At 68.3% G+C, this 22214-nt stretch carries 22 protein-coding genes; 20 read left to right on the top strand and 2 right to left on the bottom strand.

Annotation, left to right across the window (positions count from 1 at the left end):
- The first annotated feature begins 22 nt into the window (after window positions 1–22).
- The 9 genes from ABD998_RS03995 (at window position 23) to ABD998_RS03955 (ending at window position 9050) form a co-directional block, all read left to right on the top strand.
- Complete coding sequence (locus ABD998_RS03995; RefSeq protein WP_345436150.1) at window positions 23–1003, top strand: ABC transporter permease; 981 nt, start codon at window positions 23–25, stop codon at window positions 1001–1003.
- A complete protein-coding gene (locus ABD998_RS03990) occupies window positions 1000–1917 on the top strand; it encodes an ABC transporter ATP-binding protein (protein ID WP_345436148.1) in 918 nt (305 codons plus the stop codon). The genes ABD998_RS03995 and ABD998_RS03990 overlap by 4 nt, the downstream gene beginning before the upstream one ends.
- Window positions 1914–2945 carry an ABC transporter ATP-binding protein gene (locus tag ABD998_RS03985; protein WP_345436146.1) on the top strand — a complete coding sequence of 344 codons (1032 nt, stop codon included), beginning with the start codon at window positions 1914–1916 and terminating at the stop codon, window positions 2943–2945. Before ABD998_RS03990 ends, ABD998_RS03985 begins: the two co-directional genes overlap by 4 nt.
- Entirely contained in the window at window positions 2942–4447 is a 1506-nt protein-coding gene (locus ABD998_RS03980; RefSeq protein WP_345436144.1) for a glycoside hydrolase family 32 protein, read from the top strand. Before ABD998_RS03985 ends, ABD998_RS03980 begins: the two co-directional genes overlap by 4 nt.
- Window positions 4444–5916 (top strand): glycoside hydrolase family 32 protein, encoded by a 1473-nt coding sequence (locus tag ABD998_RS03975; protein WP_345436142.1) that lies wholly within the window; start codon window positions 4444–4446, stop codon window positions 5914–5916. The genes ABD998_RS03980 and ABD998_RS03975 overlap by 4 nt, the downstream gene beginning before the upstream one ends.
- Window positions 5913–6818 carry a carbohydrate kinase family protein gene (locus ABD998_RS03970; protein WP_345436140.1) on the top strand — a complete coding sequence of 302 codons (906 nt, stop codon included), beginning with the start codon at window positions 5913–5915 and terminating at the stop codon, window positions 6816–6818. The genes ABD998_RS03975 and ABD998_RS03970 overlap by 4 nt, the downstream gene beginning before the upstream one ends.
- 274 nt (window positions 6819–7092) lie before the next feature.
- Window positions 7093–7428, top strand: a complete 336-nt coding sequence (locus tag ABD998_RS03965) for a hypothetical protein (protein WP_345436138.1) — start codon at window positions 7093–7095, stop codon at window positions 7426–7428.
- Window positions 7429–7782: 354 nt separating this feature from the next.
- The gene (locus tag ABD998_RS03960) at window positions 7783–8613 is read left to right on the top strand and encodes an alpha/beta fold hydrolase (RefSeq protein ID WP_345436136.1); all 831 of its coding nucleotides are present in this window, start codon (window positions 7783–7785) and stop codon (window positions 8611–8613) included.
- Window positions 8610–9050 (top strand): GbsR/MarR family transcriptional regulator, encoded by a 441-nt coding sequence (locus tag ABD998_RS03955; RefSeq protein ID WP_345436134.1) that lies wholly within the window; start codon window positions 8610–8612, stop codon window positions 9048–9050. Before ABD998_RS03960 ends, ABD998_RS03955 begins: the two co-directional genes overlap by 4 nt.
- Window positions 9051–9179: 129 nt before the next feature.
- Here the strand turns inward: ABD998_RS03955 and ABD998_RS03950 are convergent, their stop codons facing one another.
- Window positions 9180–9551: a MerR family transcriptional regulator gene (locus ABD998_RS03950; RefSeq protein ID WP_345436132.1), complete on the bottom strand. Its 372-nt coding sequence runs from the start codon at window positions 9549–9551 to the stop codon at window positions 9180–9182.
- Between the two features lie 42 nt (window positions 9552–9593).
- On the opposite strand from ABD998_RS03950, the gene ABD998_RS03945 reads away from it, so the two are divergent.
- Window positions 9594–10076: a VOC family protein gene (locus ABD998_RS03945; protein ID WP_345436130.1), complete on the top strand. Its 483-nt coding sequence runs from the start codon at window positions 9594–9596 to the stop codon at window positions 10074–10076.
- Window positions 10077–10320: 244 nt separating this feature from the next.
- Here the strand turns inward: ABD998_RS03945 and ABD998_RS03940 are convergent, their stop codons facing one another.
- A complete protein-coding gene (locus tag ABD998_RS03940) occupies window positions 10321–10872 on the bottom strand; it encodes a YbaK/EbsC family protein (RefSeq protein WP_345436128.1) in 552 nt (183 codons plus the stop codon).
- A gap of 219 nt (window positions 10873–11091) precedes the next feature.
- Here ABD998_RS03940 and ABD998_RS03935 point away from each other — a divergent pair, with 219 nt between their 5' ends.
- From ABD998_RS03935 to ABD998_RS03890, 10 genes are read left to right on the top strand one after another with little or no spacing between them, the layout of a single operon-like run.
- Entirely contained in the window at window positions 11092–12312 is a 1221-nt protein-coding gene (locus tag ABD998_RS03935) for an LLM class flavin-dependent oxidoreductase (protein WP_345436126.1), read from the top strand.
- Window positions 12313–12351: 39 nt separating this feature from the next.
- Window positions 12352–13980, top strand: a complete 1629-nt coding sequence (locus ABD998_RS03930; RefSeq protein WP_345436124.1) for an ABC transporter substrate-binding protein — start codon at window positions 12352–12354, stop codon at window positions 13978–13980.
- Window positions 13965–15308, top strand: a complete 1344-nt coding sequence (locus ABD998_RS03925; protein ID WP_345436121.1) for an LLM class flavin-dependent oxidoreductase — start codon at window positions 13965–13967, stop codon at window positions 15306–15308. The genes ABD998_RS03930 and ABD998_RS03925 overlap by 16 nt, the downstream gene beginning before the upstream one ends.
- The gene (locus ABD998_RS03920; protein WP_345436119.1) at window positions 15305–15781 is read left to right on the top strand and encodes a GNAT family N-acetyltransferase; all 477 of its coding nucleotides are present in this window, start codon (window positions 15305–15307) and stop codon (window positions 15779–15781) included. The genes ABD998_RS03925 and ABD998_RS03920 overlap by 4 nt, the downstream gene beginning before the upstream one ends.
- On the top strand, window positions 15778–16581 hold the full coding sequence (locus tag ABD998_RS03915; RefSeq protein WP_345436117.1) for an LLM class flavin-dependent oxidoreductase: 804 nt from the start codon (window positions 15778–15780) through the stop codon (window positions 16579–16581). The genes ABD998_RS03920 and ABD998_RS03915 overlap by 4 nt, the downstream gene beginning before the upstream one ends.
- Window positions 16578–17525 (top strand): ABC transporter permease, encoded by a 948-nt coding sequence (locus tag ABD998_RS03910; RefSeq protein ID WP_345436115.1) that lies wholly within the window; start codon window positions 16578–16580, stop codon window positions 17523–17525. The genes ABD998_RS03915 and ABD998_RS03910 overlap by 4 nt, the downstream gene beginning before the upstream one ends.
- Window positions 17509–18366, top strand: a complete 858-nt coding sequence (locus ABD998_RS03905; RefSeq protein WP_345436113.1) for an ABC transporter permease — start codon at window positions 17509–17511, stop codon at window positions 18364–18366. Before ABD998_RS03910 ends, ABD998_RS03905 begins: the two co-directional genes overlap by 17 nt.
- Window positions 18363–19970, top strand: a complete 1608-nt coding sequence (locus ABD998_RS03900; protein ID WP_345436111.1) for an ABC transporter ATP-binding protein — start codon at window positions 18363–18365, stop codon at window positions 19968–19970. Before ABD998_RS03905 ends, ABD998_RS03900 begins: the two co-directional genes overlap by 4 nt.
- Window positions 19967–21163, top strand: a complete 1197-nt coding sequence (locus ABD998_RS03895; RefSeq protein WP_345436109.1) for an aminotransferase-like domain-containing protein — start codon at window positions 19967–19969, stop codon at window positions 21161–21163. The genes ABD998_RS03900 and ABD998_RS03895 overlap by 4 nt, the downstream gene beginning before the upstream one ends.
- Window positions 21156–22199, top strand: a complete 1044-nt coding sequence (locus ABD998_RS03890) for an MsnO8 family LLM class oxidoreductase (protein ID WP_345436107.1) — start codon at window positions 21156–21158, stop codon at window positions 22197–22199. The genes ABD998_RS03895 and ABD998_RS03890 overlap by 8 nt, the downstream gene beginning before the upstream one ends.
- Window positions 22200–22214: the final 15 nt, after the last annotated feature.

The raw sequence follows: 22214 nt of genomic DNA, 5'->3' as shown, positions 1-22214 counted from the left end.
ACTCGCCCAGGACCCCCGCGCATTGGCTGAACTCGAATTCGGCACGCCGCCCGGCCCGGACGGGCACCCCGCTGCCCCGCAGGCTTCACGGCGGCGCGGGGGAGGAGGAGCCCTCCGAGGGCTGCTCGCCAACGGCAAAGCCGTCGCGGGCGTCATCATCCTCCTGCTGTTCATCGCGACCGCGCTGCTCGCACCTGTGATCGCGCCCGGCGATCCCACCCTCATCCAGGGAATCGGGTCGCAGCCGCCCTCGGCCGAGCACTGGCTCGGAACGACGGCGAAAGGTCAGGACGTCCTCGCGCTGAATGTGTGGGGGGCGCGCTCCTCGCTGTTCGTCGGTTTCACGGTGGGCGTCGCCGCTGTGCTCGTCGGCCTCCTCGTCGGCCTCGCCTCGGCCTACCTCGGCCGTGCTGTCGACAATCTCCTGTCCCTCGTGACGAACGTCTTCCTGCTGCTGCCGGGGCTGCCGCTCCTCGTCATCCTCGCGGCGTTCCTGCCGCAGGGTCTCGGAACGGTGATCCTCGTCCTCGTCATCACCGGGTGGGCAGGGTCGGCTCGCGTGCTCCGCTCGCAGGCCATGTCGATTCGCGGGAAGGACTTCGTCGCTGCCGCTCAGGTGACGGGCGAGTCCGCACTGCGCATCATGTTCCGGGAGATGCTGCCCAACATGGCGTCGATCGTGATGAGCACGTTCCTCGCGTGTGTCATCTTCGGCATCGGCGCTCAGGCGGGTCTCGAGTTCCTCGGGCTCGGTGACATCAGCACGGTCAGCTGGGGCACGAACCTCTACTGGGCCAGCAACGACGGTGCCCTCCTCACGGGGGCGTGGTGGGTGTTCGTTCCCCCTGGCGTGTGCATCGCGTTGGTCGCCTTCGCTCTCGCCCTCGTGAACTACGGCGTCGACGAGACGACCAACCCTCGACTGCGCAGGCCCCGTCGCCGCACCACACCCGACGCGCCCACGCGCGTCGCCACCTCGCCGCGCAAGGAGGCATCAGCATGACTACGCCGCTCCTCGAGGTCGAAGACCTCACCGTCGAATACGTGACCGATGCCCGCAGGGTCCGCGCCGTCGACCGTGTCTCGTTCTCCATCGCCGAGCGCGAGGTGTTCGGCCTCGCGGGTGAATCCGGCTGCGGCAAGTCGACGATCGCCAACGCGATCCTCCGCCTCCTGCGCGACCCCGCCGTGATCGCGGGAGGGTCCATCCGCTTCGCGGGAACCGATGTGCTGACGCTCACCGCAGATGAGCTGCGCGCCTTCCGCTGGCGCCGCGTCGCGATGGTCTTCCAGAGCGCAATGAACTCGCTCAACCCCGTGATGACCGTCGGCGATCAGATCGTCGACATCTTCACCACCCACGAGCGGATGCCCAAGCGGGCCGCTCAGCAGCGCGCCGGCGAGCTGCTGGACCTCGTCGGGATACCCAGAGCTCGACTCCGCTCATACCCCCATCAACTGTCGGGCGGGATGCGGCAACGTGTTGTCATCGCCATGGCGACGGCGCTGCGCCCGCCGCTGCTGATCATGGACGAGCCCACGACCGCTCTGGACGTGGTGGTGCAGCAGGAGATCATGGCGCAGATCAAGGACTTGCAACAGGAGCTCGGCTTCGCCGTCCTCTTCATCACGCACGACATGTCGCTCATGGTCGAGCTCTCCGACCGGATGGCGGTGATGTATGCGGGGCGGTTCGTCGAGACGGCTCCCGCACCGGACATCTTCGGCCAACCGCACCATCCCTACACGCGCGCGCTGATGAACGCGTTCCCGCCGATGAGCGGGCCCCGAGCGCGACTGAGCGGCCTCGGCGAAGGCGTGCGCTTCCATGACATCCCCGACCTCGCCCCCGTCGGGCCCGGCCACCTGGTCGCACCGACCACCGGCGGTGCGCCCACTATGGAGATGAACCGATGACCTCGCAGACCCCTGTGCTCTCCGTCCGAGGGCTGGAGAAGACGTTCACGATCGGAGGGATGTTCTCGCGAGGGCGCGTGCGCGCACTGGGCGGGGTCGACCTCGACATCGCACCGGGGGAGATCGTCGCTCTCGTGGGTGAATCGGGCAGCGGCAAGTCCACGCTCGCGCGCTGCTTGGCGAGACTCGAGCAGCCCACCAGCGGAACGTTCCTGTTCGAGGGCGAGGACATCCTCAAAGCGGAGCCGCGACGAGCAAGCCGGCAGTACCGCTCGGCCGTGCAGATGATCTTCCAGGACCCATTCGGCTCGTTGAACCCCGTGCACCGCGTCGGGCACTTCCTCGAGCGCCCGCTCCGTCTGCACGATGCGGTGACCGGCAAGACCGAGCTCGAGCGGGCGAAACGGCGTCTCATGGAGAAGGTCGACCTCCCGGTCGAGATGCTCGACCGCTTCCCGCACGAGCTCTCCGGCGGGCAACGCCAGCGCATCGCCGTCGCGCGTGCGCTCGCGGTGAACCCGCGGCTCATCCTCGCCGACGAACCGACCTCCATGCTCGATGTCTCGGTGCGCATCGGCGTGCTGAACCTCATGAGGACCCTCTGCGAGGAGCAGGGGATCTCCATGCTCTACATCACCCACGATCTCGCCTCCGCCCGCTACCTCGCCGACCGCATCGTGGTCATGTACGCCGGTGAGTTCGTGGAAGGAGGCGAGTCGATGTCGCTGCTGTCTGACCCGCAGCATCCCTACACACGCCTGCTCATCTCCGCAGTGCCCGACCCGCAGCGCCACGGGAGTTTCGACCCGGTGGAGAGAGCGCAGCTGCGCCGGGCCGTCCTGCATCCCACGTCCTGCACGCTGGGCGGACGCCCGGACTCCGAGTGCTCATCAGAGCGGGCGGTGTTCCACTCTGTCACCGACACGCCCGAGCACTGGGTGCGATGCGGGCTGTACGCCCCGCCGTCCGATGCTCCCGGTACCGCCCTCGAACTCCCCGAAACCCCGGAAGCGAGCTCTGCCGCATGACCCCGACGTCCACTCCCACGCTCGTGTCCCTGGAGCTGATCGCGCGCGCTGCTGCCGACCGGCACCGCCCTGCGTTCCATTTCACGGCTCCCGCAGGGTGGCTGAACGACCCCAACGGTCTCACCCAGCGGGATGGCGAGTACCACCTCTTCTACCAGTTCAACCCGCATGCTCCCGTCCACGACCGCATCCACTGGGGGCACGCGGTGAGCACCGACCTCGTGAACTGGCGCGACCTGCCGATCGCGCTCGCTCCGAGCGAGGGCCCCGATGTCGACGGGTGCTGGTCGGGCGTGCTCGTCTACGACGGAGACACGCCCACGATCGTGTACTCCGGACGCCATGGCGACCGGGAGCTGCCGTGCGTCGCGATCGGCACACCCGACCTCGTCGAGTGGACGAAGCTCGACGTCAACCCCGTCATCCCCTCCGCACCGCCAGGTGTGGACATCACGGCCTTCCGCGACCACTGCGTCTGGCGAGAGGGCTCGATATGGCGGCAGCTGATCGGCTCCGGCATCCGCGGGAAGGGCGGGACCGCGTTCCTCTACGAATCACCGAACCTTCGCGACTGGACGTACATCGGCCCGCTGCTCGTCGGCGACGGTGCGGCCGGCGAGCCGAGCGCCCCGGACTGGACCGGCACCATGTGGGAGTGCGTGGACATGTTCCGCATCGGAGACGATGGCTCCGCGCATCGCGACGTGCTCGTGTTCTCCGCGTGGGACGACGGCGTCACCCACCACCCGCTGTATTGGACCGGGCGCTATGAGAGCGACAGGTTCACGCCGACAGCGCTGCACCGGCTCGACCTCGGAGGACGCTACTTCTACGCTCCGCAGTCGATGCGGGACGAATCCGGCCGACGTCTCCTGTTCGGGTGGTTGCAGGAGGGCAGGCCCAACAGCGCCGCTGTCGCTGCCGGGTGGTCCGGCGTGATGTCGTTGCCGCGAGTTGTGACGCCTGCGCCCGACGGGTCTCTCCACCAGTCGCCCGCACCCGAGGTCGACGCGCTGCGTGCCGAGCAGCTCGTCACCGATTCCCATGTTCTGAGCGGTGACCCTGTCCACATCGTCAGCGGTGATGAGCTCGACCTCGAGATGCTCCTGACGATCCCCGATGGCGGCTCCGTCACGATCGTCCTGCGCGCGAGCGACGACGATGAGGAGCGCACCACGCTGCATCTCACGCGTCAGGGCGACCACGCTGAACTGAGCCTCGATCGGACACGGTCGAGTCTGGACGCCGAGGTGGATGCGAGCAGCAGGGCGGGCCGGGTTCCTGTGGACGACGACGGCAGCGTCGCCATCCGCATCCTCGTCGACCACTCGGCGCTCGAGATCTTCGCCGGCGGCGTGCCCCTCACCACGCGCATCTATCCGACTCGGGAGGACGCGCTCGGAGTCCGCCTGAGCGGCGAGGGCGTCCGCGCTCGCGTCTGCGCGTGGGCTATGCGTCCCACGGCCCGCGAAGCAGTGGACGTGGACGGTGCCGCCGCATGAGTGCGCCCACCGGCGGCACGATGCGGCCGCGATTCCATTTCAGCGTTCCCGACAACTGGAAGAACGACCCGCAGCGGCCGATCTACCTCGACGGCGAGTATCACTACTACTACCTCTACAACGGCGATTATCTGGCGGGCGGAATCGGCACCTCGTGGCGTCACGCCACCACCCGCGATCACGTGACCTTCGTCGATCACGGCGTGGCGATAGAGAAGTTCACGAACAGCAACGGCGACTGCTGGTCGGGCTCCCTCGTCGTCGACACCCACAACACCTCTGGTCTCGGTGCAGGCTCAGTCATCGCTCTGGTCACCCAGGCTGCGGTCGACCGTGTGCCAGAAGGACAGCAGGCCCAGTACCTCTGGTACTCCACAGATCGCGGCCGAACCTTCCGGCCAGGCTTCGACGAGCCGGTGCTGGCCGAGTCGGATATCGCCGACTTCCGCGACCCCAAGGTCATCTGGGACGACCACCGACAGCGGTGGTTCATGGCGCTCGCTGAGGGAGACCGGCTCGGCTTCTACAGCTCGCTCGACCTCGCCGACTGGCGCCGCGTCGGAGAGTTCGCCCGAGACGACCTTGGTCTCCTTGAATGCCCGGATCTCTTCCAGATGACCGCCGACGACGGTTCCGCGACCTGGATTCTCGGGGTCAGCGCCAACGCGAAACATCGTGGTCTGCCCGCGACCTACGCATACTGGAGCGGCGCGTTCGACGGCAGCGCGTTCGTCCCGGATGCCGACGAGCCGCGCTGGCTGGACTGGGGCTTCGACTTCTACGGTGCCGTCACCTACCCGCATCACGATGCAGCCGGTGAAGTGGACGCGTCACTCCGACATGTGATCGGCTGGGCGAACTTCTGGGACTACCCGCACAACACTCCCACGATCGTCTCCGACGGATACAACGGCGACGACATGATCGTCCGGGACCTCCGGCTGGTGCACGACAGCGCCGGCTTCCGGCTGACCTCGGTACCGACCGCGGCGCTCGAGTCCTACACGACCAGGACGCATCAGCTCGGCGACATCGAGGTGGACGGGAGTGCGGACATCGCGATCCGGAGCGCAGCGTACGACCTCAGCTGCGCCATCTCTTTGACGACGGACGTGATCGACGTCGGCGTAGAGGTGTGCCGGGCAGAAGGCGGGTCCCGATTCGTCTCCGCAGGCCTGGACATCTCGACAAACCAGGCATACCTCGACAGAGCGCTGACGGCGAATCCGACGCGAGGACGTACCCACGCGCCCCTCGACACGACGCGGGGCACAACGATCGCCCTCCGCCTGCTCGTCGATCGCACCAGTGTCGAGCTGTTCATCGGCGACGGCCAGAGCGTCCAGTCCCATCGCGTCTTCCCCCTCGACGGAGACGACGGCATCCGGCTGTACGCCCGTGGAGGGGCTGCGGTCTTCCGTGGCCTCACCATCCGCGAGCTCTCCGTCCCCTCGGAGACGAGGGCATGACGGGGTGCGTGCTCGTCATCGGCGAGAGCGTCATCGACATCGTCCGCCGTGCAGACGGGGCAGTGGAGGAGGTGGTGGGCGGCTCGCCCGCCAACGTCGCGCTGGGGCTCGCGCGCCTGGGAGTGCGAGTCAGGTTCCACACAGCGCTGGCGCGCGATGCCCACGGCGAGCGTGTGGGCAGGCACCTGACCGCGGCCGGCGTCGAGGTGGTCGTCGCGTCGTGGTCGCTGGGGGCGACGTCGACTGCGCTCGCGCAGATCGGGGCCGACGGCGCCGCCCGCTACACGTTCGACGTCGACTGGTCGCTGCCGACCGAGCCCGACCCGGGCGGTGCCGCCATCATCCATGTCGGATCGATCTCAGCGTTCCTCGATCCCGGCGCCTTGGTCGTGGAGCAGACGGTCTCGACGGCGGATCAAGACACGCTGATCACGCTCGACCCGAACATCCGCGCCGCTCTGCTTCCCGACCGTGCCGACGCCGTGGCGCGGTTCCAGCGTCTGGCCGCCTTGGCGGACATCGTGAAGCTCAGCGACGAGGACGCCGCGTGGCTGTACCCGGGAGAGCGCGAGGAGGTGGTGGTCCGAAGGCTCCTCGCCCGCGGACCGCGCCTCGTCGCGCTGACGCGGGGGAGTTCGGGGGCGCTCCTCGCCAGCCGAGGCGGGAATCGGCTCGTGTCCGCACCGTCCGTGCGGGTGCGTGACACCGTCGGCGCGGGGGATACGTTCATGGCAGCGCTGATCGCGCAGGTCGTGAGGGGTCCCAGCGTGCTCGACGAGCTGGACCCTCACGCTCTGGACGCCATCGGGACATTCGCCGTGACCGCTGCGGCGATCACCGTGCAGCGCGCCGGTGCAGACGTCCCGACGGAGGGCGAGGTGCGCCAGGCGCTCGCCCGATGAGGGGACCTCCGGTCCGGGCCCGCGCAACGCGCTGCGGTGCCGATGCGAACATCGCTCGTGACGGCGTCGCGTCGTCCATCGGTGCATCGTCAGGAAGGGGCGACGATTGCGTCGGTAGCGACCGATGTATCGAGACGCATGATCGCCCGAGCGGCGGTCATGCGGAAGAATCGGGAGCATCGATGCCGGGCCTGTCGTCTCAAGCGATCCCGCGTTCGACCATCTCCGGGCGAGTATCGAGGACTTCGCCGCCGGCGGATACCCCGTCGACCGGGTGATCCCTGCGCTGTGCGAATGCGGTAACCGGACGTTCCTGGTCTTCCTCGACGACGAGGTGGGTGTCGCGGCGAGAGTATGCACCGCTTGCGAGTCGGAGGCGGGGATCGCCGACTCCGATGAGCACTCCGATGACGTGGAGGTCGTCGAGCAGGCGCAGTGCTCCTGCGGGAGCGTCGTCTTCACTGTCGCGACGGGATTCGCGCTCGACTCCGGCGGGGGCGTTCGCTGGGTCTCCGTGGGGCTGCGGTGCACGTGCGATGGGATCGCCGGGGCCTATGTCGACGGGAAGGTCGACGACGCGCCCACAGCGCACCTCTTGGCCAATACGTAGAGGAGCAAGGTGCCCGCTCCTCCCTGAACCGCGAATCTCCAGATGCGCGGGCAGCGGTCTGGCACGAGATCAGCGGCTCTCCGGGAAGCCCGCGACGGCATGCGCGTCACCTCGCGTGCCGGTCTCGACACCGAACACGAGCACGGTGAGGCCAGGATGCCCGGAGGCTGTGTCGACGGGCCGCTCATCGTCGCACCGATCGCGGGGGTGCTCGGAATAGTCACTCTAGCGCCCCGACGGAGTTCGCCGGGCTCTCGGAGTCCGCTTCCGGCCTTCCCCGCGGAGGCGATCGGCACGCCAAGGGGGTCGAGCTGCCGTGAGGATGCAGGCGTGTATTCGTGCTATTTTCAGAGAATGGTGAATCTCGATCGACGACTTGACCGATCGAACGCGGTGATCGCGTTCTCGGACTCGGGTGGCGATGGCGTACCGGTGGTGCTGACGCACGGGGCGGGCGTCGATCATACGATGTTCGACGTGCAGGCGGCGGATCTCGTCCGCGACGGCCTGCGAGTTGTCGTGTGGGATCTCCGCGGGCACGGACAATCGACGCTCGCCGACGGGGTCCGGTTCGTCGCGCGGGATGCGCTGGAGGATCTCGATGCCCTGCTCTGGGAGTGCGAGATCGAGAGAGCGGTGCTGGTGGGGCACTCGCTGGGTGGAAATCTCGTCCAAGCCTTCTCGCGAGCGCATGCGGACCGCGTGCGCGGCATGATCATCCTCGACTCCACCTGGAATACCGGGCCGCTGTCGAGCCTCGAGAGAATGGCGCTCCGTATCGCTGCGCCAGCCTTGTCGCTTGTTCCGGCGCGACGGCTGCCTGCCCTGATGGCGCGGGCCTCGGCGGTGAAGCCGGAGACGGTTGCCCGGGCGGAGAGACTGTTCGCACGAATGCCGAAGTCGAGATTCCTGGACGTGTGGAAGGCGACAGCCTCGTTCGTCGAACCTGACCCGCGCCATCGCACCGAGGTGCCGTTCGCCCTCATACGTGGCGCTGATGACCGTACGGGCAACATAGCCACCTCGATGCCCCGCTGGGCCGCGCTCGAGAACGTCGCCGAGCACGTCGTTCCCGGGGCCGGGCACATCGTGACGTGGGACGCACCAGCGCAGACCGCGCATGCTCTCCGTGAGATCCTCGAGAACTGGAGAAGCGCGGATGGGAGAGAGGAGAGGCGATCGTGACGTCGAACGAGCAGCATCAGTTCATCAACGCCATGGGCGATACTCTCGCGACCTGGCAGCTTTCTCGCTCCACCGGGCGCGTGTACGGCTACCTCCTCCTCCGGGGGACGGCGTCGAGTTCAGAGGAGTTGCGCGATGACCTCGCCCTGAGCTCGGGCGCTGTCAGCACCGCTGTCCGGGACCTGGTGTCCTGGGGGTTGGCGAGGACTCTTCCGCAGCCGGGGAGCAGGCGGCTGCTCGTCGAGGCCGCCGGCGGGTTCGAGCAGCTTCTCGCGGCGAGCCACGAGCGCACCCGTGCTTTCATACGGACGCTCGAAGCCGCCGAGCGTCTGACGGACAGCTCGAGCGCCGCCGCGCGCCTCCGTGACGTCACGGACCTGTTCGCCTCCTACGTGGACGCCGCCGAGCAGGCGCTTCGCGCAGGGTCGCGGTCGTGATTCACCGAGATGCGCACGACACGAAGCCGTCGCACCGGCGACACGGATGACGACGGTCGGTCCGGTCGGCGTTCGTCGAGTAGTCCTCAACCGCGACGCGACGTGCACACGAGTGGCGTCACGCGGGGTCTAAGACGCTGAACTCCCGTGCCGGTCGTCCAGCGAGGGCGCCGCGTCGATGAGCTGCCCGAGAGCGTCTCTGGTCGCCACGCGCTGGGCGATCTCGTCGGTGAGCCGGTCTCGCTCGACGATGAGTCGCCTCGTCAGCTGCGCAGTCTGAGATTCAGGGTGCGCCATGCACGGCAGGACGTCGGCGATGGCCGCGGTCCCGAGCCCGGCGTCGAGCAGCTGCCGGATGAGGAGGACGCGATCGATGACCGAGGACTCGTAGCGCCGCTGCCCGCTCGCGGTGCGCGTCGCATCGATGAGTCCGCGCTGCTCGTAATAGCGCAGCGATCGCACACTGGCCCCCGTGCGCCGCGAGAGATCTCCGACTCGCATCGCTTGCCCCTCACACTGATGTCAGGTCCTACCGTAGTCGGCATGACAGATCACGCTCCCGCATCCACGCATCGCGTGAGGCAGCTTCGCCTCGTCGTGGAAGCAGAGGACTTCGACGCGGCCCTGCGGTTCTATCGCGATGTGCTCGGCCTCACGGAGCGCGCGGCGTTCGAGGGTGAGGGCGATGCCCGCGTCGCGATCCTCGACGCCGGTGCTGCCACCCTCGAACTCGCCAATCCTGCCCAGGTTAGGATGATCGACGCCGTCGAGGCCGACGGGCGGCCCAGTGCGCGCATCCGCGTCGCGTTCGAGGTCGAGGACGGTGCCGGAGTCACCGACGAACTCGTCGACGCCGGCGCGCAGCTCATCGCCGCTCCCAGGGAAACGCCGTGGCGGTCGCTCAACTCCCGTCTGCATGCACCGGGGGAGCTGGAGATCACCCTGTTCCAGGAGCTCGAAACGCCCCTCGAACGCTCTTCGCATCCGGGTTTCACCGCTGGTGGTGCGGGCGGACGCCAGGGGTGAGATCAGGCTGCGCCCGCGGCCACGACAACTCGTCGGCTTCAGGATGGCGCTGGATGGCCGGCCGGTGTGCTGCTCGGCGTCGACTGTGTCGCGGCGCAGCTTGCCGCCGATCAGGCCGGACGGCCGTCGATTCCTGCATCGGGGCGGAGAGCTCCGGAAGGTCGCATGGTGTTCGCGCGCGACGAGCCATCGTTAGGCTGCGTCCGTGCAGAGTCGCGCAGCGCCCGACAGCCGCTGCTCGACATCAGATGCTGAGTATGCCGAGCCCCTCGATGGCCTGGACACCCGCGATAGCGGGGAGAAGGTCGCCGGGGATGAGGATCTTGGACGCGCGAATGCCGCTGCCGAGCACGATCAGTTCCTTCTGGATGACGCGCGCGTCGGCGTAGATCGGCCATGCGCTGGGGAGGCCGACCGGGGTGATGCCGCCGTACTCCATCCCTGTGGAGTTCGTCGCGGTGTCTCTCGAGACGAATGAGGCTTTACGGACATCGAGCAGCCGCTTGATCGTCGAGTTGATGTCCGCCCTGCTGTCCGCCAAGACCACACAGGCGGCGATCTTCTCGACGCCCTCGCGGCGGCCGGAGACGATCACGCAATTCGCGAACACGTCCCACGGGAGTCCGAAGCTCTCTTGGGAAGCCGCCGTGTCCGAGATGTCGGGGTCGATCTCGACAACACCGGTCCTGTCTTCCAGGCCTACGGCGCGGATCGCGTCGCGCGCGGCGGGCGCGAGAAGATCCGGTCGTCGCGAGGCGGGGACGGCGGACAGAGAGCCGAGACGGTAGAGAGGCATATCGCCACCGTATGCGGACATCTCTGCGCCAGAAGGGAATATGACACGACATGCGTGTCCCGCTGACGAACCCCACCGGGGTGATAGGGAGTCGCGATCCTCCGTCTTTGCAGGATTCCATCTGTTACAAAATGCGTCCTGCCGGCGCAGCTTGCTGTTACAAACCTCCATAGCATTGCGGCCGTGCCAACCGCTGCGTCCCCAGGGTCACGACCTCGCGTGCATCTCGCCGCCTTCGTTGAGGGCGTCAACCACACCACGATCTGGTCCCATCCCGCAGCGGGGGATCAGATCGCCGTCGAGACTTTCGAGCACATTGCTCGAGTCGCGGAACGAGGCTTGTTCGACCTGCTGTTCCTGGGACAGGGTCTCCGGCTTCGCGAGCATCGAGGGGAGCTGTTCGAACTGGACGTCGCCGGACGTCCCGACTCCCTCGCCCTTTTCGCAGCGCTCTCCGCGCGAACCGAACGCATCGGGCTGGCGGCGACGCTCAACACCACGTACACCGAGCCTGCGGAGCTCGCCGCGGGGCTCAGCACGATCGACCACCTGAGCAATGGTCGCGCGGCGTGGAACATCGTCACGTCGCACGACGCGTACTTCGGCGAGAACTTCCGCCGTGGTGGGTACCTCTCGCACGCTGACCGCTACGTTCGCGCAGAGGAAGTCATCGGCGAGGTCGAGGCGCAGTGGAAAGCAGCGCAAGACCGCCTACCCCAAGGGCGTCCGGTGTACATCCAGGCGGGAGACTCCGCTGACGGACGGCGCTTCGGTGCGCGCTACGCCGACGTCATCTTCTCGCTGAACACGTCATTCGACGCCGCAGAGAGGTTCTCGGCCGACATGGCTACACATCTCACGGCCATCGGGAAGAAGCGTGAGGAGCTGCGGATTCTGCCGATCGCACGCGTGGTCTTCGGCGACACCGCCGCCGAAGTCGAGGAGCGGGTGCGCGAGAACGGGTTCGCCCAGATTTCCGGCCCACGTGCGTTGGCCTTCGCTGAGCAGGTGTGGGGGCGCTCCCTGGACGGTGTCGACCCCGAGGGCCCTCTGCCGACCTTCGATCCCGTACGCCCAGCCGATCACCTGATGAAGGGCCGTGTGCAGTCGAAGGCGGACCCGTTCGAGACCGTCGCGAGATGGCGCGCGCTGGCAGACCGAGACGGTCACTCGCTTCGCAGCCTGATGGTCGCGATGTATGGCCAGCCGGCTTTTCGAGGCACTCCGTCCGCGGTGGCGGACGAGATCACGCGCTACACCGACGCGGGCGTGACAGATGGGTTCGCACTCGGCGCCTACGTCATGCCGGGCGGGTTCGATGAGATCGTCGACCGCCTCGTGCCAGAACTTCAAGAGCGTGGAGTCTATCCCGACCGCTACGAGGGGACCACTGCCCGCGACCACCTGGGGCTCGCGCCGGTCGGCCAGCCCTCTTACTGAACTCCCCGAACACCCGCACCCATCCTCCCGAGGAGCACCATGACCATCCACTCGATTCGTCCCCTGCGCACGGGCGCGCTGGTCGCCGTCGCGGCGACATCGGCTGTTCTGCTCGCCAGCTGCGCCGCCGGCAGTGACACCACGTCCACCCCCACGCCGACCTCCTCGCCCTCCGCCGGCGGGGACCTCACGATCGGGATCTCCGCCGACCCGGTATGCCTCGACCCGCAGCAGAACGGCAACGCAGCGTCGATCAACGCCAGCCGTCAGGTTGTCGACAGCCTGACCGACATCGACCCCGAGACGGGCGAGCTCGTGCCGTGGCTGGCTGAATCGTGGGAGGTCTCCGACGACGCGACGAGCTTCACTTTCACATTGCGCGAGGGCGTCACCTTCAGCGACGGGACACCTCTGGACGCTGACATCGTCGCCCGCAACTTTACGAACGTCGTCTCCCTCGGCGCGGCCACCTCCCTCGTCACGGGCTACCTCGCGGGGTTCGAGAGCGCCACGGCCGTCGATGACACCACCGTGCAGGTCGACTTCTCGGCGCCGAACGCCGGGTTCCTCTCGAGTACTGCAGTGGTTCAGCTCGGCATCGTCGGTGCCTCCACCCTCGACCTGACTGCGGAAGAGCGCTGCCAGGCGGAGAACATCATCGGCAGCGGACCTTTCACGTTCACGTCGTACGCCCAGAACGATTCCACCGTGCTGACCCGACGCGACGGTTACGACTGGTCGTCGGCGCGTGCCGCGCACACCGGGGACGCGTACCTCGACACGGTGACGTTCCAGGTGGTCGGCGAGTCGAGTGTGCGTGTCGGTTCGCTGCAGTCGGGACAGCTCGATGCCATCACCGATGTGCAGCCCACCGACGAAGAGGTCCTCTCGGGCGCCGGCTTCGGTGTCATCGCCCGCGCGAACCCGGGTGTCCTGAACAGTCTCTTCCCTCGGGCCAGCAACCCGATCACCGCCGACCCGGCGGTGCGTCAGGCCCTGCAGATCGGCATCGACCGCGAGCAGCTCGCCGCGGTGCTGAGCGTGTCGTACGCACCCGCAACCGGCGTGCTCGCCAGCAGCACTCCCGGCTACCTCGACCTCTCTGATGAGCTGACGTTCGACGCGGATGCTGCGGCAGACCTGCTCGACGGAGCGGGCTGGGAGGCGGGTGCTGACGGGGTGCGGGAGAAGGATGGCGTACCGCTGTCCCTCGAGGTGGCGTACATCAACAGCGTCGTCACGAACCAGAGCGTGCTCGAACTCGTGCAGCAGCAGCTGAGCGACCTCGGCATCGAGCTGACTCTGCGTCCGCTCGCGGTCGCGGACTACCTCGAGGCGGTCAAGGACCCCGCCCTCGCGTTCAGCTTCGGCAACTTCACTCGTCCCGAACTCGACGTGCTGCGCACCACGTTCGGCGGTGCGGCCACGAACCCTGCACGCTTCTCCGACGACCAGCTGACCTCCCTGTTCGGCGACCTGCAGGCAACGGCGGACACCGCGGCTCGCGATGAGGTGGGAGCCGACGCTCAGCAGCTGATCGTCGACCAGGGGTACGGCATCCCCGTCTACGAACTCGCCCAGGTCGCCGCTGTCGGGCCCGATGTGAACGGGGTCTCCTTCGATTCCTCCTCGCGACTGTTCCTGTACGACGCATGGCTGGCGAACTGATCGCCCAGCCGGGCTCCCGCATGCATCTCGCTCTCTCGGCGGGAGTGGGCGGGGTGCATCAGGGTGCGTGGAGGCAGGCCAGCAGCCGTACCGAAGAATGGGGGACCATCGGACTGCTCACCGATCTCGCTCGGCAGGCGGAGGGGGCGCTTCTGGATGCGTTCTTCGTGTCCGACCTGTCTCAGGTGAACCGTGCGGGCCTGCGGGTGCAGCAGCCATACCTCTACTTCGAGCCGCTGACCGTGCTGTCGGCGCTGGCGACCCAGACGAGCCGGATCGGGCTCGTCGCGACGGCATCGACGACCTTCTCGGAGCCGTACACGCTCGCCCGGCAAGTGGCGTCGCTCGATCAGATCAGTGCCGGGCGCGCGGGCTGGAACGCGGTGACCTCCAGCGTCGGCTCGGGCAACTACGGTCACCACGCGTGGCCCGATCATGATGCACGCTACGAGCGCGCAGAGGAGTTCCTCGACGTGGTGACGGGGTTGTGGGACAGCTGGGCGCCCGACGCTCTCATTCGCGATCGCGTGGCGGGGCGGTTCGCCGACCCTGACCGGGTGAGGCCCCTCGATCACACCGGCACGCACTTCCAGGTGGCCGGGCCTCTCAATGTGCCACGTTCCGCGCAGGGGAGGCCTGTGATCGTCCAGGCGGGGTCGTCCGGCCCTGGCCGTGACCTGGCTGCACGGCATGCCTCGATGGTGTTCACCGCTCAGCAGGACGTCGACGAGTCACGGGCTTTCATCCGCGACATCCGTGCGCGAGCTGTCGGTTTCGGCCGGAGTGAGAGGGATGTGGTGGTGCTGCCAGGCCTCAGCCCGGTGATCGGTGACACCGAGGCCGATGCGCACCGCATCCGTGACGACCTTCTCGACCTCGTCGACGAGCCGACCGCCATCGCCCGGCTCGCCGACCAGCTGGGCGGTGCGGACCTGACCGGCCTCGGATTCGGGGACATCATCCCTGCGAACCGGCTTCCCGAGGTCTCCGCTGTGCAGGGAAGACGTAGCCGATACGAGCTGTTCCGCAGGCTGGCTGTCGAGGAACAGTGGAGCGTGCGCCGCCTCGTGGGCCTGGAAGCCGCGTCGTACGGGCACTGGTCGATCAGCGGAACCGCCGAGCAGGTGGCGGACGCGATGGAGGAGCGCTTCCGTGCGGGTGCGGCCGACGGGTTCATCGTGATGCCCCCCTCTCAGGACGCCCTGGATCGCTTCTACGAGAGGGTCATCCCGCTGCTCCAAGCCCGCGGACTCTTCCGAACCGAGTACGAGGGGACGACGTTGCGTGATCATCTCGGTGTCGCCGCGCCCGAATGGCCGGAACGGTGACCGGAGTGCCGCAGGGCTATGAGATCGGCGAAGCGGATTGGGACGATGAGGAGTTCCGTGAGCTCGTGCGGTGGGTCGGGGCCCAGACGCTCGCCCTATACGACGGTGTCGACCTCAGCAAGCAGAAGGTGCGTCCGCTCACCCGAGACGACGTGCGCACCATCGTTGCCATTCGCATCGACGGACGACTGGTTGCGGCGGGGTTGCTATCGGACGCGCACGGCGTGTGGGAAGTGAACCGCCTCGCGGTCGACCCCGACCATCGCCGTCTCGGGCTTGCGCGGGCGGTGCTCGCCGAACTGGAGAGACGTGCTCGTCGTGACGGCGTCGGACGGCTGCGCCTGCAGACCGGGTTCCGTCAGGAGGCGGCCATCGCCCTCTACGTCGACGGGGGATGGACCCGCATCCCTCCGTACGGTCCTTACGCCGACGACGACATCGTGAGCGTGTGCTTCGAGAAGGAACTGACATGACCCTCGGAATCGTCTTGCCCCCCGCGGACTCGCCGTTGGCGTCCGCTGCCATCAGGCAGGCGGCCTCGTCGGCGGCAGCGGCGGACGCCGCCGGCGCCGACTTCATCGTGGTCTCACGCCCGGCGGTGCCCGGATTGTCTCCCGTGCTGGTCGCGGCGCACCTGGCTGCCCACACCACGCAGATCGGACTGGTGGCGGACACACCCGCGGACGGTGCCGAGCCCTTCCATCTCTCCACCGCGCTCGCGACCCTCGACCACGTCAGTCACGGCCGGGGCGGGTGGCTCGTCGGACCCGCCGATGGCACTGACGATCTCGCTGACGCCGCCGCGGTGATCGACGCCGTCGCGCGGCTCTGGGACAGCTGGGAGGATGACGTCGTCATCCGCGACACCTCCACCGGACGCTACCTCGATCGCGCCAGACTGCACGCCATCGACCTGCAGGCAGCGACGTTCCGCATCGCCGGTCCGTCGATCACCCCGCGTCCGCCGCAGGGACGACTGCCGATCATCGCGGGAGCCGCCCTCGCGGACACACAACCGGCGACGGCGTGGATCGAGATCGTGCGCGGTCAGTCGCTGGTCGAGCGCCACGTCCGGAATGCGGCAGACGTCCGCGAAGTGCGCGACGCGCTCGCGGCGGGAGTGTCGGTGCTCGCCCGGCCCGAGACGCGCGACGCCCTCGCCCTCCTGCTCGCCGCCTCACCTGGGTCTTCTGGTGCTGAGACGCCCGCCACGACTCTTCGCGAGCGCTTCGGGCTGGCGCGGCCGCGATCTGTGTACGCAGGAGCCGAATGACCCGCCATCTCCTGTCGCGGATCGTGCAAGCGGCGGGCGTGCTCCTCGCCGCCTACACGCTGGGCTTCCTCATCCTCTACGCGCTCCCGAGTGATCCTGCCGAGATCATGGCGGCCGGCGCCGAGGGCGACAACATCGACCCCGCGGAGCTCGCCCGGTTCCGCGCCGAGCTGGGTCTCGACCGGCCCCTCGCGGTGAGGTACGTCGACGCGCTGCTGGCTGCACTGCGCGGAGATCTCGGCACATCGATCGCATCCGGCCGTCCCGTGACGGCCGTGCTCGCCGAGGCGCTGCCTCCCACCCTGCTTCTCGCGGGTCTCACCTTGGCGGTCGCGGTGGTGGTGGGCATCCTGCTCGCACTCCCCGCAATGAGCACGAGACGGCCTCGGCTGCGCGCGGCGCTTCTCGCCGTTCCGGGTCTCGGCCTGTCGATCCCGACATTCGTCGTCGGGCTCGTGCTTCTGCAGGTGGTCTCGTTCCGCTGGGGATGGGTCCCTGCGTTCGGCGCGGAAGGCCCGGCAGCGCTCGTGCTGCCGGTGCTCACCCTCGCTGTTCCGGCGTCGGCCCTGCTCGCACAACTGCTTGCCAAAGGCATCAGCGCCGAGGACCGTGCAGCGTACTCGGCAGTGCTCGCATCGCGCGGATCGTCACGGCCGCGCATCTTCTTCGCGCACCTTCTGCGTAACGCCTGCTTGCCTGCTCTGACGGCGGGCGCGCTCCTCGTCGGCGAACTGCTCGCCGGGTCGATCGTCGTCGAGACCGTCTTCTCCCGTCCCGGCCTCGGCCGCATCGCCGTCTCCAGCGTCGTGGCACGCGACCTGCCGGTCGTGCTCGGGATCGTCGTCGTCGGCGCCATCGCCTTCGTCGTCGTCAACGTGATCGTCGACTTCCTCTACCCGCTCCTGGACCCCCGGATCGTGAGGCACCGTGCTCGCCGCTCCTGAGATCGTCGCATCGCCCGTGACCCGCGGCCTCCGAGGTACTGCATCTCGTCCCGGCGTCATCCTCGCCGTGCTCGTCATCGTCGTCGTCGTCGGCTGGGTGCTCCTGCCGCAGGTCTTCGCGCCGGGTGACCCGCTTCGCGCAGCCCCCGAGAGCCGTCTTCTCGCCCCATCGCCCGACCACTGGTTCGGTACCGATGAGCTCGGCCGCGACCTCTACCTGCGGGTCGTTCACGGGGCATCGCTCTCCGTGCGCTCAACCCTCCTGGCGGTGATGATCGGGCTGGTGGCTGGTTCGCTCATCGGCGTCATCGCCGGCTACCTCGGCGGAATCATCGACGGCGCGCTCATGCGCGCGGTCGACGTGGTGCTCGCCATTCCCGGGCTGATGCTCTCCCTCGCGGTGATCGCCGCCCTCGGCCCCGGAACGCTGCAGATATCCATCGCCGTCGGAGTGGGCGCTATTCCCGCGTTCGCGCGCGTGGTCCGCGCCGAGACACTTCGCGTGCGTTCCAGCGATTTCATCGAGGCGGCGCATGTCGTGGGAGTGCGCGGGTCGCGGATGCTGGTGCACCACGTCGTCCCCAACATCACCGGCCACGTCGTCGTACTGGCCACCGCGACGCTCGCGACCGCCGTGCTCGCTGTGTCGGCCCTGAGCTTCCTCGGGTTCGGAGCAGCGCCACCGGCGCCGGAGTGGGGGAACCTCATCTCCGACGGCCGCGACTACCTCGCCGTCGCGTGGTGGCTCACGCTGCTGCCGGCCGCAGTCGTGGTCGCCACCGTGTCCTCGATCATGCACATCTCTCGCACTCTCGAGACACGGACGGGCGGCGCACGATGACTGCGATCCTGGACGTCAACGACCTCACGATCTCCTACGGTGACGGAGCGCCCGCCCTCGAAGCGGTGTCGCTCTCGCTCGGCCGCGGTGAGGTCCTCGCGGTCGTAGGGGAGTCGGGGTCCGGCAAGACGACGCTCGCGCGTGCGGTCCTCGGGCTGCTTCCCGGATCGGCCTCGATCGCCGCGGGTCGCATCCGCTTCGAGGAACTGGACCTCCTCGCGTCGGACCAACGACAGTGGCGCGCTCTCCGAGGCCGCCGGCTGGCATACATCCCTCAGGACCCCGCGACCTCTCTCAACCCCACCCGCCGGGTCGGTGCGCAAGTCGCTGAGACGTTGATCGCGCACGGGCTGACAGACCGTCGCACGGCTGGCCGTGCCGCGGTCAAGGCGCTCCAGAACGCGGGACTTCGTGACCCGGAGCGCGCCGCGCGCGCCTGGCCGCACGAACTGTCCGGCGGTATGCGTCAGCGTGCCCTCATCGCCGGAGCGTTCGTCGGCGACCCCGGACTCATCATCGCCGACGAGCCGACCAGCGCTCTCGACACGACAGTGCAGCGCCGGGTGCTCGATCATCTGGGTGGGCTCGTGCGTGAACGAGGCACCTCTATGCTGCTCATCACGCATGACCTGGGTGTCGCGCTCGAGCGAGCAGACCGCGTCGCCGTGATGCGCCGCGGGCACCTCATCGACGTGTTCGCGCCCGACGACCTCGGGGTGAGCGAGCTCGATCCGTACGTGACTGAGCTGCTGGATGCCGTCCCTTCGCTCGCGAAGGCGGTCCATGTGGAGAAGATCGACCGTGATCCGGTCCTTGCGGTGCGCGGCCTCGTCACCCGGTATCGGGGCGGTGTGACGGCGGTCGATGGGGCGAGCTTCGATGTGTCGCGGGGGATGACGACGGCGCTCGTCGGCGAATCCGGGTCGGGAAAGACGACCATTGCGCGCACCGTGCTCGGGCTCATCCCCGCAAGCGAGGGAACGATCAGGTTCGAAGGCACAGACATCGACTCACTGCGAGGCGAGGAACGTCGGCAGCTGCGCCGTCGCGTGCAGCTCGTTCAACAGAACCCGCATTCGACCTTCGACCCCCGAATCCCGATCCGCCGGGCGCTGGCCGAACCGTTGAAGGTGTTCGGACTCGGCACGCGCCAGGAGCGACAGCGCCGAGTGGACCAGCTGCTCGACCAGGTCGCGCTCGCACGCAGCCTCGGCGACCGGCTCCCGCACGAGCTGTCAGGCGGTCAACTGCAGCGCGCGGCGATCGCCCGAGCGCTCGCGCTTCGACCGGAGGTCGTCGTGTGCGACGAGCCGGTCTCCGCGTTGGATGTCTCGGTGCAAGCGCAGATCCTCCGGCTGCTTCGCGAGCTCCAGGACGAGCTCGGGCTCACTTACCTCTTCATCACCCACGACCTGGGCGTCGTCGGCGAGATCGCACACGACGTGGTCGTGCTCGCAGCAGGCCGGGTCGTCGAACACGGTCCGCTCGCATCGGTGTTCGGCACCCCGCAGCACGAAGTCACCCGCGAACTGCTCGCTGCGGCCCCGGGCGCGCCGTCTGCCCGATCGCTGCGTGACCGCCCCTTCGGAAAGGAACCTGCATGACCCAGTCACCGCGTCTTTCGCGCTTCGCCGCACAACTGGACGTCCCGCGCACGTTCGTCGAGGTACTCGGCAACCAGGCACTCGACAGCATCGACCTGCTCGGCGGCAACCCACCCATCGAGGCGCTGCCACTTGCCGGTTTCGCGGAGGCGGTGGCCGAAGCGGCTTCTATCGCTGGTGCGCCGGCGTTCCAGTACTCCTCACCTCGAGGTATCCCTGCGCTCGTCGAGCAGATCGCCCACCTGGAAGGGGTGGGCGCCGAACGAGTCGTGGTCACCAACGGTGCGCTGCACGCCCTGTCTCTCGCGACCCTCGCGCTCGTCGACCCGGGCGATGTGGTCGTCGTCGACGATCCGGTCTTCCCCGTCTTCCGTCGTGTACTCCAGCTCGCCGATGCGAACGTGGTTCCGGTTCCGGTCGACCGTGATGGCCTGGATGTCGATCGTCTCGAGGCACTGTTGGCAGAGGGGCTTCGACCACGCCTGGTCTACACGGTGCCGGACTTCCAGAACCCGACCGGCGGGTCGCTCTCGGTTCCGAGACGCGAGAAGCTGGCCGAGCTCGCGCGCCGCTACGGTTTCTTCGTCCTGTGGGACAACCCGTACCGCCGCTCGCGGTGGGCAGGGGAACCTCTCAAGGACGCCGACCCTGGTGACGACGTGTTCCTCCGCATCGACACGTTCTCCAAGTCTCTGGGGCCAGGGCTCCGTCTGGGATGGATCGTCGTTCCCGAATCCCTCGTGCCCGCGATCATCGCGGTACGGTCCCGCACTGATCAGCATCCGTCGACGCTGATTCAGACCGCCGTGGCGTCCCTCCTTGCCGATGGTGGGTTTGCAGACATCACGCGAGCTCTGGCCGCCGAACTTCGCGTGCGCGCCGAGACTCTCACCTCCGAACTGCGCGCCCGCCTCGGCGACGCGGTGACCTTCCATGAGCCGCAGGGCGGGTTCTTCCTCTGGGCCCGTCTCAACGACCCGACGCTGTCCGTCGCGCGCCTGAATGAGCTCAGCAGCGCGCGCGGTACGCAGTTCTCACGAGGCACCGCATTCGCCGTGCCCGGTGGTCGTTCCCACGATGAGGCGATGCGGTTGGGTTTCAGCTCGACGCGCGCCTCCGACATCCCGACAGCGGTCGCCCGGCTCGCCGACGCCTGGGGACAGCTCGCCGACGAAGGCGAGCACCATGGCTGAGGTCTCACTCACCCTCCTCGACCTCGCCGCAATCCCGGAGGGCGGCAGCGCTGCGGACACCATCGCCGCGTCGATCGCGCTGGCACAGGACGCCGAACAGTGGGGATACCAGCGGTACTGGCTCGCCGAGCACCATCTCACCGCCGGCCTCGCCGCCGTCAGCCCCGTCTCGGTGCTCGCTGCGATCGCGGGACGCACCAGCACCATCCGCATCGGTTCGGGAGCCACCCTCACCGGTCACCGCACCGCGCTGTCCATCGCCGAGGACTTCGCCACCCTCGCCGCCCTCGCCCCCGGCCGCGTTGACCTGGGATTCGGGCGGTCGGCCGCACGCGGACGCGACGCGTCGACCACGCGACCGGCTGCGGCAGCGGTCGCGGCATCGCCCCGATTTGCCCGGCGCCTCGACCTCCTTCAGCAGTCGGGTGCGGTTGCGGCCGACCACGGCGATCTTGTTCGCGATGTGCTCCGTATGCTCGAGGATGAGTACGTCGACGCGGATGGTGAGAAGTGGAACGCGCTCGTCGGCGGGGGCGAGGTCGAGGTGTGGTCGCTGGGCAGCAGCGCGGGCGAGAGTGCACAGCTCGCTGGAGACCTCGGCCTGCCGTTCGCGGTGAACCATCACATGAGCCCCTCGACCGCTGAGGACGCTGTGCAGCATTACCGCGCAGCCTTCACCGCCGCGCATCCGGGGCTTGCGGCGCGTGTTGCCGTCGCCGCTGAGGTGTGCATCGCCCAGGCACGTGACCAGGTCGCCGACCGTCGCGCGGCACATGCGGAATGGATCGCCCGCCAGCGGCGCGGCCTCGGCATCCTTCCGTTCCCGACGTCAGGGGCGCCCGGCGTCATCGACGACCCGCAGATCGCCGATCGGATGGGCGCGCTCGTCGCCGGCGCCCCGTCGGACGTCGCCGCCGACCTTCGTGCCCTCGCGTCCCGATTCGAAGCGGACGAGGTGATCGTCAGCATCCTCGATCACGAGCTCGCTCGTCGCGCCGAAACCCACCGGCTTCTCGCGGAGGCATGGTTCGTGTAACAGAGGGACTGTGCC

Source organism: Microbacterium gilvum, from assembly GCF_039543865.1.
Lineage (GTDB): Bacteria > Actinomycetota > Actinomycetes > Actinomycetales > Microbacteriaceae > Microbacterium > Microbacterium gilvum.
This window is presented reverse-complemented; position numbering and strand designations above follow the sequence as displayed.

What these genes read in the sequence shown, in the direction of transcription:
- ABD998_RS03960 (WP_345436136.1), top strand. Translation starts at nt 7,783, where the DNA reads ATGGTGAATCTCGATCGACGACTTGACCGATCGAACGCGGTGATCGCG.
- ABD998_RS03950 (WP_345436132.1), bottom strand. Translation starts at nt 9,551, where the DNA reads ATGCGAGTCGGAGATCTCTCGCGGCGCACGGGGGCCAGTGTGCGATCG.
- ABD998_RS03940 (WP_345436128.1), bottom strand. Translation starts at nt 10,872, where the DNA reads ATGCCTCTCTACCGTCTCGGCTCTCTGTCCGCCGTCCCCGCCTCGCGA.
- ABD998_RS03990 (WP_345436148.1), top strand. Translation starts at nt 1,000, where the DNA reads ATGACTACGCCGCTCCTCGAGGTCGAAGACCTCACCGTCGAATACGTG.
- ABD998_RS03925 (WP_345436121.1), top strand. Translation starts at nt 13,965, where the DNA reads ATGGCTGGCGAACTGATCGCCCAGCCGGGCTCCCGCATGCATCTCGCT.
- ABD998_RS03930 (WP_345436124.1), top strand. Translation starts at nt 12,352, where the DNA reads ATGACCATCCACTCGATTCGTCCCCTGCGCACGGGCGCGCTGGTCGCC.
- ABD998_RS03975 (WP_345436142.1), top strand. Translation starts at nt 4,444, where the DNA reads ATGAGTGCGCCCACCGGCGGCACGATGCGGCCGCGATTCCATTTCAGC.
- ABD998_RS03970 (WP_345436140.1), top strand. Translation starts at nt 5,913, where the DNA reads ATGACGGGGTGCGTGCTCGTCATCGGCGAGAGCGTCATCGACATCGTC.
- ABD998_RS03915 (WP_345436117.1), top strand. Translation starts at nt 15,778, where the DNA reads ATGACCCTCGGAATCGTCTTGCCCCCCGCGGACTCGCCGTTGGCGTCC.
- ABD998_RS03945 (WP_345436130.1), top strand. Translation starts at nt 9,594, where the DNA reads ATGACAGATCACGCTCCCGCATCCACGCATCGCGTGAGGCAGCTTCGC.
- ABD998_RS03895 (WP_345436109.1), top strand. Translation starts at nt 19,967, where the DNA reads ATGACCCAGTCACCGCGTCTTTCGCGCTTCGCCGCACAACTGGACGTC.
- ABD998_RS03910 (WP_345436115.1), top strand. Translation starts at nt 16,578, where the DNA reads ATGACCCGCCATCTCCTGTCGCGGATCGTGCAAGCGGCGGGCGTGCTC.
- ABD998_RS03980 (WP_345436144.1), top strand. Translation starts at nt 2,942, where the DNA reads ATGACCCCGACGTCCACTCCCACGCTCGTGTCCCTGGAGCTGATCGCG.
- ABD998_RS03890 (WP_345436107.1), top strand. Translation starts at nt 21,156, where the DNA reads ATGGCTGAGGTCTCACTCACCCTCCTCGACCTCGCCGCAATCCCGGAG.
- ABD998_RS03900 (WP_345436111.1), top strand. Translation starts at nt 18,363, where the DNA reads ATGACTGCGATCCTGGACGTCAACGACCTCACGATCTCCTACGGTGAC.
- ABD998_RS03985 (WP_345436146.1), top strand. Translation starts at nt 1,914, where the DNA reads ATGACCTCGCAGACCCCTGTGCTCTCCGTCCGAGGGCTGGAGAAGACG.